The sequence below is a fragment of the Bradyrhizobium sp. MI1.11 genome, assembly GCF_055811255.1.
Genome location: NZ_JBVVPM010000063.1, coordinates 12,435 through 28,055 on the forward strand (window position 1 = coordinate 12,435; position 15,621 = coordinate 28,055).

The window sequence follows — 15,621 nt, forward strand, 5'->3', positions numbered from 1 at the left end:
GAAAATCAAAACAGCCGGTGGCCACGGATGGGAAGGCTGGGATGGGCAAGGCTCTTTGGTTCAAGGCTATTTGGTTCAAGCGTCGTTTGTTGATGGCCTCGGTTTCGACCGGGCTGCTCTCCGTCTTCGCGATCCCCGCGGGGGCCGCGCAGGACGAAGAAACTAACGTCCAGAACTTGCCGCCTGTCGAGGTAACGGCGCCGCCGCGGTCAACGGCGCGACGCACCGCGTCATCGCGACCGGTCGCGCACATCGGGGCACCGTCATCCGCCAGCCCCAAGACGCGCCTTTACGTCTACCCGACCGCGCCGGGTGCCGGCAGAGGTCTTGACGTCGACAAGGTTCCGTCGGCGATCAACGCCGTCGACGCCAGCCAGATCAAGCGCACCGGCTCCTTGAACATCACCGACGCGCTTCGCGACAACATCGCCGGCGTTAACATCACCGAGGTCACTGGCAATCCGTTCCAGCCGAATGTCGAATTCCGCGGCTTCGTCGCTTCGCCCGTGACGGGCACGCCGCAAGGCCTCGCGGTGTATCAGAACGGCGTTCGCATCAACGAAGCCTTCTCCGATGCCGTCAACTGGGACCTGATCCCGACCGCGGCGATCCGGTCGGTGACGCTCGTGACCAACAATCCCGCCTTCGGCCTCAACGCGCTAGGCGGCGCGATCAATTTGCAAATGAAGGACGGTTTCACCTATCAGGGCGCGGAGCTTGATCTCATGGGCGGCTCGTTCGGCCGCATCCAGGGCTCGGCGCAATGGGGCAAGACGGTTGACAAGAACTACGGCGTCTATGCCGCGCTCGAAGGCCTGCACGACAACGGCTTCCGCAATTTCTCCCAATCCGACGTGCGGCGCTTCTACGGCGACGTCGGCTACAAGGCCGGCGACAGCGAATTCCACGCCAATATGGGCGTCGCCAAGAACGATTTCGGCGCCAACGCCACCGTTCCCGCCGAGCTGCTCGACAAATATTGGGGCGCGACCTACACGACCCCGCAGACCACTTCCAATCGCGTCGGCTATCTCAACTTGACAGGCAAGGTCGATGCGACGCCGACCTGGACGCTCGAAGGCACCGCGCATGTGCGCAGGTACGAGCAGAAGCTCGTCGACGGCAATCCGACCGACGCGCAGGAATGCACCGATCCGGGGCTCACCGGCCTTCTTTGCTTCGGCGACGGCGCCACACCGGCAAACGGCGTTAACGGCCTGCCGCTTGCCAATCCTTTCGCGTCCGGGACCGTCCTCGGCGAGATCGACCGCAGCTCGATACGTTCGACCACCTTCGGCGTGTCGGGGCAGGCCACCAACACCGACCAGCTGTTCGGCCACGACAACCGCTTCGTGATGGGCGCGACCTATGACGCCAGTGTCACGCGCTACAACGCCACCGCCGAAATCGGTACGATCGGAGAAAACTACGTCGTCAGCGGCGGCGGCCTCTTCCTGGGGCCGACCGGCGTACCTGATACCGTTGCCGGCCCTGTCTCGCTGCGGACCGTCAATCAATATAACGGCCTCTACGCAATGGACACGTTCAATGTCACGGACGCCTTCGCCGTCACCGGCGGCGGCCGCTTCAACGTGGCGCGCATCACGCTGGAGGATCAGCTCGGGACCGATCTCAACGGCGATCACACCTTCGCCCGCTTCAATCCGGTGATCGGCGGCACCTACAAGATCACGCCGGAGCTGACGGCCTATGCCGGCTATTCCGAGGCCAATCGCGTTCCGACGCCGCTCGAGCTCGGCTGCTCCGATCCAGCCCGTCCCTGTCTCATTGCCGCGTTTCTCGTCTCCGATCCGCCATTGAAGCAGGTCGTGTCCAAGACCGTGGAAGCGGGCCTGCGCGGCAGCAGGGAGCTGAACATCGGCACGCTTGGTTGGAAAATCGGCGGCTTCCGCGCCACCAATGTCGACGACATCGTCGCCGTTCCCGCAGTCGGCCGCACCGGCTTCGGCTATTTCTCCAACGTCGGCCGGACCAGGCGTCAGGGGCTCGAAGCCGAGGTCAACATCAAGTCGCCCGCGCTTCAGTTTCAGGCGAGCTACGCGTTCGTCGACGCACGCTATCTCGACGCTTTCGCACTCGGCTCCGAAAGCCCGTTCAGGGATACTGTCACCGAAACCATTCAGGTGCTGCCCGGCAACCAGCTCCCCGCGATCCCGCGCCATCGCGTCAAGGTCGGTGTCGACTATGCCGTCACCGACGTGTGGAAGGTCGGCGGCAACGCGCTGTTCGTCTCCAGCCAATATCTGGTTGGGGACGAGTCCAACCAATATGCGAAGCTGCCGTCCTATACCGTGTTCAACCTGCACACGTCCTACCAAGTGACCAAGAACGTCCAGCTCTACGGCAAGATCGACAATATCTTCGACAAGCGTTACGCGACCTACGGACAGTTCTTCGACCGCACAGCCGTGCCCAACTTCACCAATGGCGCCGCCGAGTTCAGCGACCCGCGCTCACTCAGCCCGGCAAGGCCGCGCGCATTCTATGCGGGGATGCGGGTGACGTTCTGATCTGGCTCGGTAAGCCCGGGGTGGCGCCGCCCGGAACGGCGTGTCACGCCGGCTCTGTTCTACCTCAAGCCGATTGACTCATTGTTCATGTTTTGTTCTTATGCTGTTCGTCCAGCCAAGGGAGCGAGCCATGGACAACCGCATCAACGAAATCCGCAGGATCATCAGGGCGTTGCGCGTCAGCATGCGTGAGGCCGAGGCGATCATGCATGAGCAGATCAACAGGGACGAGGACTGTAGCTTCGTCGCAGGCGAAGTCATGAAGATGCGCACGGTGATGAGCGGGCTCGTTCAGGAGCGGGCCGCGCTCGGAGACACCGACCCGATCGTCGTCGCCAGCCTCTTCGTTCCCCGCCGTCGGCCGATGCCATCGCGCGTCGGTGTTGAGAAGCGCCGGCTGGTGCCGCCGCGAGAGATGGCACGGGCATGAAGGGGGAGAGGCCGACCTACTTCTCCGACATGCAGGAGCCCCCGGAATTTCTGAAGGCTCTCCATCATGCGCGGCGCCTGTCCTGCCTCGAGGGCTGGTGCCGCATGCACATCGAGGCCATCCAGGTCGCGATCGACCAGTACGCGGAAGCGGCTCTCGGTAACCGGGAGTTCTTCCTCAACAAGCCGCACAGCATCGGCGAGAATCGGAGAAGCGGTGACGTGCCGTAACAGCGGCGCATGTCGGCGTATCGACCTTTCGAAGTCTCCGATGATCCCTCACGCCGGCGAAGCTTGGCGTCGCGTTGCTTTTACCGATCGGAAACCATAGCGAATGATCCTAAAATTGTAACGAAACTGTTCGGCTGTCTCTGCGTCGGTTCGTCGGAGGGCCCGTCCGATGACAGAGCACCAGTTGAGAGAGCAGGAATTCCAGATCGCGCGTTACCGGCATTTGGAGCGCGAAGTGACCGATCCGCTTGCCGCGTGTCTGCTTCACAGCATCATTGAAGACCTCGAAGCCGAGCTGCGCAGGAATAGTCCGGATTGGCACGGGCCGCGCGATTAACGCTTTGTTAGCGCTGATCGTGTCGATGATGCGCGAGGGAATACCGGGAGACTGCTCCCATGTTGAAGGACGGCACCTATGCGGCGTGGTACAAGACGCCGCTCGATCAGGGGACCGGGATCGTCCATGTCGCAGACGGACAGATCTGGGGCTGCGACAGCCTGATGACCTATCACGGCTCTTGCAAGGTCGACGGAGATCGCTTCACCGCCACCGTGTCGACGAAGCGCCATACCGACGGACGCGCAACGGTGTTCGGCGTCGACGATGAGCTCACGCTGGATATCGAGGGAAACTGCCCGGGCAAGGTCGCGACCTACACGGCGACGGCAGCGCAAGTGCCGGGAATGATCCTCCAGGGTACGCTGATCCTGACGGAACAGCAGACGCCCGCGCCAGAACGAACCCGGCAGATACCGCCGTTCAATCCCGACAAGCTGCCAAAGTTGCCGAAGCGCTCGCGCTGAGCGAGGGAGCCGCCGTCATCCAGCAGTTCACTGCGAATACGAAAGCTGATCTTCCGTGACGACTCGCTCGATTTTCTCCGACTTGCACTTGATGCGGTATCGGAGACGTCCATCGGCCTCGATGGGCATATGCTGGACGATGGTATAAATCATCGGTGGCTCGGTTGCGGCACGTCCTTGTGGGCCTTGGGGCTGGTGGCGAACGTCTTCATTCAGCTTGTAGGCATACGACATAGATCTACCTCGAATTCACAGTGACTCTGACGCGGGGTCAGTCGTTGTATCCCTGGCAGGACAGGCACTTGGTCCAGCGGAAGAGGTTACCACAGTATGATGCGGTCGAACCGCGTCATAAGTCAGTCGTTCTCTTGGTTGACCGGTGCAGACAGACAATCGCCCAGACGGAGCGGCGATGGTTGCACCATATCCCATATTTGCGAACTTTGGTCGTAATTTCCGTGGGGTTTATGGCATTCTGTGAGCCTACGGGCCCCTGTCGAGGGGAACTGATAACTTCCTCGCCGGATTGGGCTGGAATTCGAATGACGGTGGGGCTGATATTTCGACTTTTGGGGTAGCTCGGCCGACGATCGGCGTGGCCCCTTTCGGACAACTTTGTCGCATTCGGCAATTCTGCATCCTCAGCCTTCGGCTCGCCCGCTTCTCAAACGACCCGCGATTCGCCATGGTGCCGCCGCAACAGCATCGCCCCGGAGCACTATCAATGTCGGACAAGGTCTCGCGTCGCCAGTTCGCCACGCTGGCGGGATTGTCCGCAGCCGGCATCGCCAATCCTCTCGGAGGGGCGGACGCCAAGCCCGCATCCCCGCCACGGAGCGGGGACGGCTTTCCGGCGGGCTTCGTCTGGGGCACGGCGACCTCGTCCTATCAGGTCGAGGGCGCGGTCAACGAGGACGGGCGAGGGGCCTCGATCTGGGACAAGTTCGTCCGCATCCCCGGCAAGATCGAAGACGGCAGCAGCGGCGACCGCGCCAACGAGCACTATCACCGCTACAAGGAGGACATCGCGCTCATCAAGGAGCTCGGCTGCAAGGCTTATCGCTTCTCGGTGGCCTGGCCGCGGCTGTTTCCGGACGGCGACGGCAAGCCCAACCCGAAGGGACTCGACTTCTACAACCGCCTGGTCGACGAACTCCTCAAGAACGGCATCGAGCCGTGGCTGACGCTTTATCATTGGGACCTGCCGCAATCGCTCCAGGACCGGTTTGGCGGCTGGCGCTCGACGGAGACCTGCAAGATATTCGGCGATTACGCGGCCTATGTCGCCGAGCACCTGACCGATCGCGTCAAGAACGTCTTTACACTGAACGAGAGCGGTCGGTTCGTCCATTTCGGCTACGGCATCGGCATCGACGCGCCCGGCGTGACGCTGCCGCAAGCCGAGGTCAACCAGATCAGGCACAACAGCGCGCTCGCACACGGGCTCGCGGTGCAGGCGGTACGCGCCCATGGCCGCCGCGGCATCAGGGTGGGGCCGGCCGAGAACATCGATGCCTGCGCCCCCGCGATCGACACACCGGAGAACGTCCGTGCCGCCGAGATCGCGCTGCGCGAAATGAACGCCGGCTATCTCAACGTCATCATGACGGGCCAGTACACCGACGCCTTCCTGAAGTTCGCCGGGCGCGACGCGCCGAAATACACCGATGCGGAGCTGAAGATCATCTCCTCGCCGGTCGATTTCCTCGGCCTCAACATCTACGCGCCGCAGAACTACGTGGTGGCCTCCGACCAGGGCGCGGGCTTCATGCCGCTGCCGATCCCGAAATCGTTCCCGCACATGAATTCGGACTGGCTGCGCATCGGTCCCGAGACGATCTACTGGGTGCCGAAGCTGGCGGCGAAGATCTGGAAGACGGACGCGATCTATATCAGCGAGAACGGCACCTCCGGCGACGACGTCGTGACGCCTGACGGCAAGATCTACGACACCGACCGCATCATGTATTTGCGCAACTACCTCGCCCAGCTCCAGCGCGCCACCGCCGAAGGCGTGCCGGTGCGCGGCTACTTCCTCTGGAGCTTGATGGACAATTTTGAATGGGTGTTCGGGCTCAACAAGCGCTTTGGGCTCTACCACGTCAATTTCGACACGCAGGTGCGCACGCCGAAACTCAGCGCCAGCTTCTATCGCAACGTGATCGCGAAGAACGCGGCGGGGGTGTGATTGCTCTCCCGCGCCCCGTTCTTGCTGGGGCGCGACAAGCTTGGCTCGCGCTGAGGAGACAGGGTGAGGGGTTCCGCCAGCGTGCATTGACTCCCTTCGCCTCCTGATTCAAAACGCCTCTAACCATTCAAAAAGAGGAAACGCCAATGACCGACGCACTTATCATTGATGCCTGCCGAACTCCGCGGGGCGTCGGCAAGCCTGGCAAGGGGGCGCTCTCGGGCATTCATCCGCAGCAGCTGGGAGCAACCGTGCTGCGCGCGCTCGCGGCGCGCACCGGCATCGATACCGGCGACGTTGACGACATCATCTGGGGCTGCAGCGCACAGGTCGCAACCCAAGGCGGCGATCTCGGCCGCATGTCGGCGTTGGACGCCGGCTACGACGTGCGTGCGAGTGCCGTGACGCTGGATCGCTTTTGTGGAAGCGGCATCACCAGCGTCAACATGGCTGCAAGCTCGATCATGGCGGGCGCGGAAGACCTCGTCGTCGCCGGCGGCTGCGAGATGATGTCGATGGAAGGCCGGCGCGGCGGCGGTCCGATGATGATGGACAACGGCAATCTGCGCCTGCGTGCGCGGCATCCGCAGTCGCATCAGGGCGTCTGCGCCGACGCGATCGCAACGCTGGAAGGCATCACGCGAAGGGACGTCGACGCGCTCGGCCTCGAAAGCCAGAAGCGCGCCGCGCACGCGATCGCGAACGGCCACTTCAAGAACAGCCTCGTGCCGGTGCATCGCGAGGATGGCAGCCTCGCGCTCGACCATGAAGAATATCCGCGGCCGCAGACCACGATGGAAGGGCTGAGCGCGTTGAAGCCGGCATTCCCTGCGGTCGCCGACCATGCGCTCGACGACAAGGGCACGACCTATCGCGGCCTGATCCTGCAGGAGTACCCCGACCTCGAGATCGACTTCATGCACCACGCCGGCAATTCGTCCGGCGTCGTCGACGGCGCGGCCGCGATCCTTCTGGCGTCGCCTGCTTACGCGAAGGCGCATGGGCTCAAGCCGCGCGCCCGCGTGGTTGCGATGGCCAACATGGGGGACTCGCCGACGCTGATGCTGAACGCGCCGGTGCCGGCGACGCGCAAGGTGCTGGCGAAAGCGGGGCTGACCATCAACGACATCGACCTGTTCGAGATCAACGAGGCCTTTGCCGTGGTTGCGGAAAAATACATCCGCGACCTCAAACTCGACCGCGCCAAGGTCAACGTCAATGGCGGCTCGATCGCACTCGGCCATCCCATCGGCGCCACCGGCTCGATCCTGATCGGCACCGTGCTCGACGAGCTCGAACGGCGCGACTTGAAGCGCGGTCTCGTCACCATGTGCGCGGCCGGTGGCATGGCCCCGGCCGTCATCATCGAACGTATCTAGCGCGAGCGAAGCTCGTCGCGCTCTGTAAAGATAAGGGAAAAAAGTCCCCGCGATCGCCGCATCACGACGATCTAGGCTTATTTTCCAGGGTGAATCGCGACCGGACTCCGACAAAGAGGCCGGTCGTCGCTTGTCGAAAGCATCGAATCAGCTTTAGCAAGGCTGCGTGCGGGCCTTTGAAACAAGGTAAAATCCGCTGCCTGAGGCTTCTCCCGCTCCGGAAGTGGCTAAAAAGCAGGGTTTTTTGCCACAGAGGGCCAAAAAAGCCCGTAAAACCCCGACAAAACTGTGCAGAAGGCTATAGGCCTTCACCGGTTGGTCTAATATGCAGCCGTCAACGAATCAGAGGAGACACGATGGCCACCCAAATGTCGAAATCGCAGCTGATCGAAAAGATCGCGACCACCACCGAGCTTTCCAAGCGTGACGTCAAGAGCGTCATGGAGACGCTGACCGACGTCGGCCACAAGGAGCTCAAGAAGAACGGGCTGTTCCTGGTACCGGGCTTCGCCAAGTTCGTGGTCATCAAGAAGCCCGCGACCAAGGCACGCAAGGGCACCAACCCGTTCACGGGCGAAGAGATGATGTTCAAGGCCAAGCCGGCCCGCAAGATCGTTCGCGCCCGCCCGGTCAAGGCCGCCAAGGACGCCGTGGGCTAACGACGCAAAGGCCCCCTCCCGTAGGAGGGGGCCTTTTGTTCGGGGCTGTCGCGAGGACTTGAGACGGAGGGCTCAACCCTTGCGGCGCTTCGCGCGGACCGGGACCGGCTGAAGCCGCGGTCCTGATGCCGCCAGCGCATCGCGAACCCCGTCGATGGCGCGATCGAGCAACTGCCGCAGCCGCTGCGCCTGCCGCGATCGCTTCGCTCTTTCCAGCAGTTTCTTCATCACATTCACTCCGCCGCTTCGACCTTGGCATCGGCTTGGGCCTCGGCCGGCTCGAGCGCCGCGGCGATGGCTTCGTCGACGCGCTCCAGCCAGATGAATTCGAGGTTGTCCCGCGCGCTCTTCGGGATGTCGTCGTAGTCCCGCTTGTTGCGCGCCGGCAGCATCACCCGCTTCAGCCCCGCGGCCGCAGCCGCCACCACTTTCTCCTTGATGCCACCGACCGGCAGCACCAGGCCGCGGAGCGAGATCTCGCCGGTCATGGCGGTGTCGCTGCGCACCGTGCGATTGGTGAGCAGGGACGTCAGCGCCGTGAACATCGCAACGCCCGCGCTCGGCCCGTCCTTCGGCGTCGCGCCTGCGGGCACGTGAACGTGGATGTCGCTCTTTTCGAACAGCTGCGGATCGATGCCGAGCTGCGTGGCCTTGCTCTTCACCAGCGTCATCGCAGCCTGCACGCTCTCGCGCATGACCTCGCCGAGCTGGCCGGTCAGGATCATCCCGCCGCGGCCGGATACCCGCGAGGCTTCGATGAACAGGATGTCGCCGCCGACCGGCGTCCAGGCAAGGCCGGTGGCCACGCCTGGAATGCTGGTGCGCTGCGCGATCTCGCCCTCGAAGCGCGGCTGGCCGAGTACGGTGCCGATATCCTTCGGCGTCACGACGACCTTGGCAGCCGTGCCTTCGGCGACCTGCACGGCGGCATGGCGGAACAGCTTGCCGATCTCGCGCTCGAGGTTACGCACGCCGGCTTCGCGGGTGTAGCCGTTGACGACCAGCTCCAGCGCCTCCGGCTCGATCTCGGCCTGCTCGGCCGTCAAGCCGTTGGCCTCGAGCTGCCGCCGCACCAGATAGCGCTTGGCGATCTCCAGCTTCTCTTCCTGGGTGTAGCCGGTGAGGCTGATCAGCTCCATGCGGTCCAGCAGCGGACCTGGGATCTGGTCCAGCATGTTGGCGGTCGCGATGAACACAACGCGCGACAGGTCGAAGGGCACGCCCAAATAATTGTCCCGGAACGTCCCGTTCTGCTCGGGGTCGAGCACCTCCAGCATCGCGGCGGAAGGATCGCCCTGCACGCCGCGACCCATCTTGTCGATCTCGTCCAGCATCATGACGCAGTTCCGGGTGCCCGCCTTCTTGATGCCCTGGATGATGTTGCCGGGCAGCGCGCCGATATAGGTGCGCCGATGGCCGCGGATCTCGGCCTCGTCATGCACGCCGCCGAGGCTGACGCGCACGAAGGGACGGTCCATCGCGCGTGCGATGGATTGACCGAGCGAGGTCTTGCCGACGCCGGGCGGTCCGACGAAGCACAGGATCGGCGCCTTGCCCTGCGGCGCCAGCTTGCGCACCGCCAGATATTCGATGATCCGGCTCTTGATCTTCTCCAGGCCAAAGTGATCGGCATCGAGGATGCGGCGCGCTTCCTTGATGTCGATCGGCTTCTCCGCGGGCAGCGCCCACGGCAGCTCGATCAGCCAGTCCAGGTAAGTGCGGACCATGCCGGCCTCGCCGGCGGCCTCCGGCATGCGCTCGTAGCGGCGCAGCTCCTTCTTCGCATGCGCGTCGGCCTCGGGCGGCATGTTGGCCTTGGCGATGGCAGCGGTCAGCTCGGCGACCTCGGCCGCCTTGCCGTCGCCTTCGCCGAGCTGGCGCTGAATGGTCGCCATCTGCTCGCGCAGGATCGCCTCGCGCTGCCGTTCGTCGAAGCTGGCGCGGGTCTGCTGGCCGATCTCGTTGCTGATGCGCAGCACCTCCAGCCGTTCGGCCAGATGCTTCGACACCTTCTCGACACGCAGAGCGAGGTCGATGGTCTCCAACACCTCCTGCTTGTCCTGCGGCTTGATGTCCATGAACGAGGTCGCCAGGTCCGCCAGCGCGCCGGGCGCGGTGGTGCCCTGGAACATCGCGATCAGCTCGGGCGGCGCCTGCGGCAGCAGCTCGATCGCCTCGATGGCCTGGCGCTGCAGGTTGAGCCCGCGGGCCTCGATCTCGGGCGTGCTCGTGGTCGGCTCCGGAATCTGCTGGATCCGCGCGGCCGGGAACGGCGTCCCCGGCAGGAAGTCGAGGATGCGCGCGCGCTGCACGCCCTGGCAGACGATGTGATGGGTGCCGTCGGGTGCGGTGATGTAGCGCACGATGTTGGCGATGGTCGCGACCCGATAGAGGTCGTCCGGTCCGGGCTCCTCGGTCTCGGGGCTGCGTTGCAGGACGATGCCGACCGGCCGCTGCTCGCGCAGCGCCTGCTGCGCGGCAGCGACCGACTTCGGCCGCGCGATCGCGATCGGCGCGATGGCGCCGGGGAACAGCACCATCTCGCGCACCGGGATGATGATCAGCGCGTCTTCGGGAATCTTCACGTCGGAATTGCTCTGGGGATTGGTCGGTGCGGTATTCATTGGTTCGGTGGCCATGATCGACCTCAGGATTTGGCGAGGCGCAGCGCGACGCAGCCGTCCATCACGAAGCGGCTGATGGCGTAGCGGCCAACGGGCAATGCAATGCGGCGCTCAAAACGCCCCTGCGGCAGTTCGAGCCGGTGGATGCGGGCGTTGCGAAGCTCCGGCGGAAGGGTGCGTTGGCCGGAGATCACGAGCACGCCGTCATGGATGACAGTCTCGACATTGTCGGGATTGACACCCGGAAGCGCGACCAGGATCAGAAGCTCATGCTCGGTTTCGAGCACGTCGATCGGTGGCTCCCAGCACGCTTCCTGGCGGCCGAATTGCTGGCGCAGCCGTTCGGCGCGAGTCAGCGAGTCCAGGGCTTCGGACAGCATCCAGTCGAGGGGATTTTTGGGTTGCATGATGCGGGCTCGGCGGTGGGGAACGCTGAATATGGGGCCGGTTCCCGAGAATTCCAGCCCGGCGGCGCGCAGGTGCCATGCGGATCGTGCGATCCGAAAACACAAGCGCCGCGGCCTTCCGGCCGCGGCGTTTCGTCGTCACGCCACGTGGGGCTCAGGCCGCCTGGCGGTATTCCTCTTCCGCCTCGAGGTTGATCACGGAGGTGGCGAGCTCGGTCAGGGTGTGATCGGTCGCCTCTTCCTCGTCCAGCGTCGCCTGCAGCAGCTTTGCCGCGTCCTGCATGCCGAGCTCCTCGGCCCAGGTGCGCAGCGTGCCGTAGCGGGAGATTTCGTAATGCTCGACCGCCTGCGCAGCTGCGAGCAGGCCGGCGTCGAGCGCAGGAGCGTTCTTGAACTCCTTCATGATCTCGGCGCCTTCGTCGGTGATGCCGTTGATCGCTTCGCAGGGCTTGCCGCGGGCCGGCTTGCCCAACATCTTGAAGATCTGGTCCAGACGTTTGACCTGGCCCTGGGTCTCGCGCAGATGCTTGTTGAAAGCCGCCGCGAGCTCCTTCGAGTTGGCGGCCTTGGCCATCTTGGGCAAGGTCTTGATGATCTTGTTCTCGGCGAAATAGATGTCCTTGAGCGTCTCGAAAAACAGGTCGCTCAACATCTTCGGCGCCTGACGGGCGCGGCCCGTCGACGATTTCTTGGTTGTGCGCTTCTTTGCTTTCTTGGCCATACATCCTCCTCTTGAGGTGACACGCGAAGGCATCGCCTTCCGCAATCCTCAGGCGATCAAAAGCTTTCGGAGAACGAAAGTTCCAAACGGCAACCTGCGCTCAGGTCGGACGCTTGTAGGGATCTTCCTGCCGCTGCCGCGCCTCGGTGTTGCGGTCGAGCTGTGCGCGCTCGCGGCGCCGCAGGCGCCCCGCCTTCGCCACGCCGTAGACCAGGACCGCACCGAGCACGAAGGCTCCGATGAACCAGAGCCAGAGCAGGTTGCCCGAAAGGTGACCCAGCAACATTCCAATTCCACTGTCGCTCATTGTGCATCTCCGGTGATTTTCAAAGCGGTTCTGCCGGGCTAAGTCAGTCCGCCAGCCATCGTTCCTGCGTCCAGGGGGCCCACCGAGACATGATCGACTTCACCTTGTCTGCGTTCGTGACGCTGCTGCTCGTGGTCGATCCCGTGGGCCTTGCGCCGGCCTTCCTCGCCGCGACCGGAGGCATGCCCGACAAGACCAAACGCACCATCGCGCTGCGCGCGCCACTGATTGCGGCGTCGATCCTGGTGGTGATCGCCCTGATTGGAAACTGGCTGCTGCGCCAGCTCGGGATCGGCATCCCCGCCTTCCAGATCGCCGGCGGACTGCTGCTGTTCGGCGTGTCCTACCAGATGATCTTCGGCGACCGTCCGCATCGGGAGGCCCGCGAGGCCGACAAGGCAAGCTCCGAGCATGCCTCCGACGTCGCGGTATTCCCGCTGGCGATCCCGATGATGGCCGGTCCTGGCGCGATCGCGACCACGCTGCTCCTGACGGGCGATGCCGGCTACGGGCCGAGGCTCGCGATCATCATCGCGGTCGTGCTCTCCGTGTGCCTGCTTTGCATGCTCTGCTTTGTCTCCGCGAACATGATCGCGCGGAGCCTTGGGCGCACCGGCAACGCCGTCCTCTCGCGCGTGCTCGGCATGCTGCTCGCGGCCTATTCGGTGCAGTTCGTGATCAACGGCATCGCGGCCGTCCGGGCGAGCTTGCCGTAGAGCTGCGACAATCTGTTAATGCGTTGATTTTCATGTTTATTTCATGATGCCATGAGGCGGCTGGCGCGATCGCGCGCGATCCGGTCCGCTTTCTCTTGCGCTGCCATAATGCTTGACGTACTCCCCGTCTGACAGGCGCCCATCGTCAGGAAATCGAGATGTCGATGACAGCGGACGAGCTCGACAAGAGACAGGCCATCATCGGCGCCTGCCGCCGCATGAACGCGCTCGGCATCAACCAGGGCACCTCGGGCAATATCAGCGTCCGGCATGTGGACGGGCTTCTGGTCACCCCGACCAGCGTGCCCTACGACGCCATGACGCCGGACCAGATCGTGTTCATGGCGATGGACGGCTCGCACGCGCCCGATCAGAAGCCGTCAAGCGAGTGGCGCTTCCACCTCGACATCCTGAAGGCCCGGCCAGACGTCAACGCCGTCGTCCACGCCCATCCGACCTATTGCACCATCCTGGCGATCATGGGCCTGGAGATCCCGCCCGTGCACTACATGATCGCAGCCGCCGGCGGCGACAGCATCCGCTGCGCGCCCTATGCCACCTTCGGAACGGCGGAGCTGTCCGAACATGCAGTGCGGGCGCTGGAGGGCCGGCTTGCCTGCCTGCTCGACCATCACGGCATGATCGCGATCGGCAAGTCGTTGGACAAGGCGATGTGGCTCGCCGTCGAGGTCGAGACGCTGGCGCGGCAATATCACGGCTGTCTCCAGATCGGAGAGCCGCCGCTGCTGTCGAGTGCCGAGATCGAGCGGGTCCGCCAGCGCATGTCCGGTTACGGCATGTCGGAAGGGTAGGGCGGGCCAAAAGTGTTCCTGCGGATCAGACATCTCGCCGACCGCAAGGGGACGAACCGCGTCATGGTTCGGCTGCGGGCGCTGCTGCGCAGCAACGAATTCTATCTGATCCCGCTGGCGCTGGTGATCGGCACGCTCGCCGGCGCCATCGTGACGCTGATGGCCGAGATTGCGCAGATTGCCCATATGGTGATCTACGGCATTCCCATCGACGTTCGCCTGTCCGCCAATACCAGCGTCAGTCCCTGGGCCGCGTTGATCGCGCCCGCGCTGGGCGGATTGGCGCTCGGGATCATGGAGTGGTGGCGGCGAAGGCTCAAGCTCTCCAGCGCGGTCGATCCGATCGAGGCGAACGCGCTGCGTGGCGGCAATCTGTCGATGCGCGACAGCGTGGTGGTGTCGAGCCAGACCTTGATCTCGAACGGCTGCGGCGCCTCCGTCGGCCTCGAAGCCGGCTATACCCAGATCGGCTCGGGCATCGCCTCGCTGCTCGGCAAGTTCTTCAATCTGCGCCGCAACGATCTGCGCCTGATCGTCGGCTGCGGTGCCGCTGCGGCGATCGCGGCCGCCTTCGGTGCGCCGATCACCGGCGCCTTCTACGCCTGCGAGCTGATCGTCGGCGTCTATTCGGTCGGCAGCGCTGCGCCAATCCTCGCCGCCTCGCTCGCGGGTGCACTGACCGCGCAATGGCTCGGCGGCGCGCCATACTCGCTCGAAATACCCAAGGTCAGCGCCGTCGGCGTCGAGCAATATCTGGCGCTGATCGGGCTCGCGCTCGTCACCAGCGGCGTCGGCATCGCCGTGATGCGCTCGTCCTCGATGTTCGAGCGCCTGTTCAAATGGCTGCCGGTCTGGCTGCGCCCGGTGATCGGCGGCCTCATCGTCGGAGGCTTTGCGATTGTCACGCCGCAGGTGCTGGCGGCCGGCCACGGCGCGATGGTGCTCGATCTCTTTCACGACATGACGATCGGCCTGATCGCGCTGATCATCGCCTTGAAGGTGACGGCCTGCCTGATCTCGCTCGCCTCCGGCTTCCGCGGCGGGCTGTTCTTTGCCTCGCTGTTCGTCGGCAGCCTGATCGGAAAGTTCTTTTCGGCGGTGCTGCTCTTGATCAGCCCGAACTTCGTGATCGATCCGCTGGTCGCGATGCTCACGGGCATGGCGACGCTCGGCGTCGCCATCGTCGGCGGTCCCTTGACCATGTCGTTCCTCGTGCTCGAGATGACCCGCAACGTCGACGTCACCGCCGTGGTGCTCGCCGGCTGCATCGTCACCTCGATCTGCGTCCGCTTCATGTTCGGACACTCCTTCTCGACCTGGCGCCTGCATCTGCGCGGCGAGACCATTCGTAGCGCCAACGACGTCGGCTGGCTGCGCAACCTCACCGTCGAGCGGCTGATGCGCTCCGATGTCGGCAAGGTGCCGTCGACCACGACGATCGCCGCGGTCCGCCGCGAATTCGCGCTGGGCTCGCGGCCCGGGATCGTCATCGTCAACAATGCGGACGAATATGTCGGTCTCGTCCTGCTGCCCGACCTGTTCTCCGGCGATCTCGACACCATCGCCGACGAAATCCAGGTGATCGAGCTCGCGCGCCTGACCGAGATCGTGCTGATCCCCGAAATGAACGTGAAGTCGGCCATGGCGGTGTTCGACGAGGCGGAAGCCGAGATGCTGGCAGTCGTCGATTCCACCGACAGCCGCAAAGTGGTCGGCTTCCTCACCGAGACCTTCGCCCGCCGCCGCTATGTCGAGGAGATCGACAAGGCAACGCGCGGCGTGCTGGGGGCGCTGTCGTAAAGTCACGCGGAAG

Annotated in this window: 17 protein-coding genes; 11 read left to right on the forward strand and 6 right to left on the reverse strand. The window is 64.1% G+C overall.

The features are described 5' to 3' along the window. The first annotated feature begins 41 nt into the window (after window positions 1–41). The 5 genes from AC0L30_RS36325 (at window position 42) to AC0L30_RS36345 (ending at window position 3,995) form a co-directional block, all read left to right on the forward strand. Window positions 42–2,531, forward strand: coding sequence for a TonB-dependent receptor (locus tag AC0L30_RS36325; RefSeq protein ID WP_473406314.1), 2,490 nt, complete (start codon window positions 42–44; stop codon window positions 2,529–2,531). A gap of 130 nt (window positions 2,532–2,661) precedes the next feature. Continuing rightward, complete coding sequence (locus tag AC0L30_RS36330; protein WP_007601417.1) at window positions 2,662–2,961, forward strand: hypothetical protein; 300 nt, start codon at window positions 2,662–2,664, stop codon at window positions 2,959–2,961. Then, entirely contained in the window at window positions 2,958–3,191 is a 234-nt protein-coding gene (locus AC0L30_RS36335) for a hypothetical protein (protein ID WP_007601418.1), read from the forward strand. The genes AC0L30_RS36330 and AC0L30_RS36335 overlap by 4 nt, the downstream gene beginning before the upstream one ends. Window positions 3,192–3,360: 169 nt before the next feature. Further along, window positions 3,361–3,528 (forward strand): hypothetical protein, encoded by a 168-nt coding sequence (locus tag AC0L30_RS36340; RefSeq protein WP_007601419.1) that lies wholly within the window; start codon window positions 3,361–3,363, stop codon window positions 3,526–3,528. Between the two features lie 59 nt (window positions 3,529–3,587). After that, complete coding sequence (locus AC0L30_RS36345) at window positions 3,588–3,995, forward strand: hypothetical protein (protein WP_219678769.1); 408 nt, start codon at window positions 3,588–3,590, stop codon at window positions 3,993–3,995. Window positions 3,996–4,022: 27 nt separating this feature from the next. Here AC0L30_RS36345 and AC0L30_RS36350 read toward each other — a convergent pair whose 3' ends face one another. Continuing rightward, window positions 4,023–4,229, reverse strand: a complete 207-nt coding sequence (locus AC0L30_RS36350) for a hypothetical protein (RefSeq protein WP_007601421.1) — start codon at window positions 4,227–4,229, stop codon at window positions 4,023–4,025. Window positions 4,230–4,719: 490 nt separating this feature from the next. Here AC0L30_RS36350 and AC0L30_RS36355 point away from each other — a divergent pair, with 490 nt between their 5' ends. From AC0L30_RS36355 to AC0L30_RS36365, 3 genes are all read left to right on the forward strand, one after another. Further along, window positions 4,720–6,183 carry a GH1 family beta-glucosidase gene (locus AC0L30_RS36355; protein WP_473406315.1) on the forward strand — a complete coding sequence of 488 codons (1,464 nt, stop codon included), beginning with the start codon at window positions 4,720–4,722 and terminating at the stop codon, window positions 6,181–6,183. Window positions 6,184–6,329: 146 nt separating this feature from the next. After that, window positions 6,330–7,562 (forward strand): acetyl-CoA C-acetyltransferase, encoded by a 1,233-nt coding sequence (locus AC0L30_RS36360; protein WP_219678774.1) that lies wholly within the window; start codon window positions 6,330–6,332, stop codon window positions 7,560–7,562. A 356-nt stretch (window positions 7,563–7,918) separates the two neighbouring features. After that, window positions 7,919–8,221, forward strand: a complete 303-nt coding sequence (locus AC0L30_RS36365) for an HU family DNA-binding protein (RefSeq protein WP_007601427.1) — start codon at window positions 7,919–7,921, stop codon at window positions 8,219–8,221. Between the two features lie 72 nt (window positions 8,222–8,293). On the opposite strand, the gene AC0L30_RS36370 is transcribed toward AC0L30_RS36365, so the two are convergent. The 5 genes from AC0L30_RS36370 to AC0L30_RS36390 form a co-directional block, all read right to left on the reverse strand. Continuing rightward, complete coding sequence (locus AC0L30_RS36370) at window positions 8,294–8,449, reverse strand: hypothetical protein (RefSeq protein ID WP_007601430.1); 156 nt, start codon at window positions 8,447–8,449, stop codon at window positions 8,294–8,296. A 5-nt stretch (window positions 8,450–8,454) separates the two neighbouring features. Next, on the reverse strand, window positions 8,455–10,860 hold the full coding sequence (gene lon / locus AC0L30_RS36375) for an endopeptidase La (protein ID WP_473406316.1): 2,406 nt from the start codon (window positions 10,858–10,860) through the stop codon (window positions 8,455–8,457). 8 nt (window positions 10,861–10,868) lie between these two features. Then, complete coding sequence (locus tag AC0L30_RS36380; protein ID WP_007601432.1) at window positions 10,869–11,252, reverse strand: Hsp20/alpha crystallin family protein; 384 nt, start codon at window positions 11,250–11,252, stop codon at window positions 10,869–10,871. 154 nt (window positions 11,253–11,406) lie between these two features. After that, window positions 11,407–11,973, reverse strand: a complete 567-nt coding sequence (locus tag AC0L30_RS36385) for a YciE/YciF ferroxidase family protein (protein WP_354172330.1) — start codon at window positions 11,971–11,973, stop codon at window positions 11,407–11,409. Between the two features lie 100 nt (window positions 11,974–12,073). Continuing rightward, window positions 12,074–12,280 (reverse strand): hypothetical protein, encoded by a 207-nt coding sequence (locus AC0L30_RS36390; RefSeq protein ID WP_007601434.1) that lies wholly within the window; start codon window positions 12,278–12,280, stop codon window positions 12,074–12,076. A gap of 89 nt (window positions 12,281–12,369) precedes the next feature. Between AC0L30_RS36390 and AC0L30_RS36395 the strand changes: the two genes are divergently transcribed. The 3 genes from AC0L30_RS36395 (at window position 12,370) to AC0L30_RS36405 (ending at window position 15,608) form a co-directional block, all read left to right on the forward strand. Then, complete coding sequence (locus tag AC0L30_RS36395; protein WP_007601435.1) at window positions 12,370–12,996, forward strand: MarC family protein; 627 nt, start codon at window positions 12,370–12,372, stop codon at window positions 12,994–12,996. Window positions 12,997–13,154: 158 nt separating this feature from the next. Next, on the forward strand, window positions 13,155–13,808 hold the full coding sequence (locus tag AC0L30_RS36400) for an L-fuculose-phosphate aldolase (protein ID WP_007601436.1): 654 nt from the start codon (window positions 13,155–13,157) through the stop codon (window positions 13,806–13,808). Window positions 13,809–13,820: 12 nt separating this feature from the next. Beyond that, window positions 13,821–15,608: a chloride channel protein gene (locus tag AC0L30_RS36405; protein WP_007601437.1), complete on the forward strand. Its 1,788-nt coding sequence runs from the start codon at window positions 13,821–13,823 to the stop codon at window positions 15,606–15,608. The last annotated feature ends 13 nt before the right edge of the window (window positions 15,609–15,621 follow it).

What these genes read in the sequence shown, in the direction of transcription:
- AC0L30_RS36325 (WP_473406314.1), top strand. Translation starts at nt 42, where the DNA reads ATGGGCAAGGCTCTTTGGTTCAAGGCTATTTGGTTCAAGCGTCGTTTG.
- AC0L30_RS36330 (WP_007601417.1), top strand. Translation starts at nt 2,662, where the DNA reads ATGGACAACCGCATCAACGAAATCCGCAGGATCATCAGGGCGTTGCGC.
- AC0L30_RS36335 (WP_007601418.1), top strand. Translation starts at nt 2,958, where the DNA reads ATGAAGGGGGAGAGGCCGACCTACTTCTCCGACATGCAGGAGCCCCCG.
- AC0L30_RS36340 (WP_007601419.1), top strand. Translation starts at nt 3,361, where the DNA reads ATGACAGAGCACCAGTTGAGAGAGCAGGAATTCCAGATCGCGCGTTAC.
- AC0L30_RS36345 (WP_219678769.1), top strand. Translation starts at nt 3,588, where the DNA reads ATGTTGAAGGACGGCACCTATGCGGCGTGGTACAAGACGCCGCTCGAT.
- AC0L30_RS36350 (WP_007601421.1), bottom strand. Translation starts at nt 4,229, where the DNA reads ATGTCGTATGCCTACAAGCTGAATGAAGACGTTCGCCACCAGCCCCAA.
- AC0L30_RS36355 (WP_473406315.1), top strand. Translation starts at nt 4,720, where the DNA reads ATGTCGGACAAGGTCTCGCGTCGCCAGTTCGCCACGCTGGCGGGATTG.
- AC0L30_RS36360 (WP_219678774.1), top strand. Translation starts at nt 6,330, where the DNA reads ATGACCGACGCACTTATCATTGATGCCTGCCGAACTCCGCGGGGCGTC.
- AC0L30_RS36365 (WP_007601427.1), top strand. Translation starts at nt 7,919, where the DNA reads ATGGCCACCCAAATGTCGAAATCGCAGCTGATCGAAAAGATCGCGACC.
- AC0L30_RS36370 (WP_007601430.1), bottom strand. Translation starts at nt 8,449, where the DNA reads ATGAAGAAACTGCTGGAAAGAGCGAAGCGATCGCGGCAGGCGCAGCGG.
- lon (WP_473406316.1), bottom strand. Translation starts at nt 10,860, where the DNA reads ATGGCCACCGAACCAATGAATACCGCACCGACCAATCCCCAGAGCAAT.
- AC0L30_RS36380 (WP_007601432.1), bottom strand. Translation starts at nt 11,252, where the DNA reads ATGCAACCCAAAAATCCCCTCGACTGGATGCTGTCCGAAGCCCTGGAC.
- AC0L30_RS36385 (WP_354172330.1), bottom strand. Translation starts at nt 11,973, where the DNA reads ATGGCCAAGAAAGCAAAGAAGCGCACAACCAAGAAATCGTCGACGGGC.
- AC0L30_RS36390 (WP_007601434.1), bottom strand. Translation starts at nt 12,280, where the DNA reads ATGAGCGACAGTGGAATTGGAATGTTGCTGGGTCACCTTTCGGGCAAC.
- AC0L30_RS36395 (WP_007601435.1), top strand. Translation starts at nt 12,370, where the DNA reads ATGATCGACTTCACCTTGTCTGCGTTCGTGACGCTGCTGCTCGTGGTC.
- AC0L30_RS36400 (WP_007601436.1), top strand. Translation starts at nt 13,155, where the DNA reads ATGTCGATGACAGCGGACGAGCTCGACAAGAGACAGGCCATCATCGGC.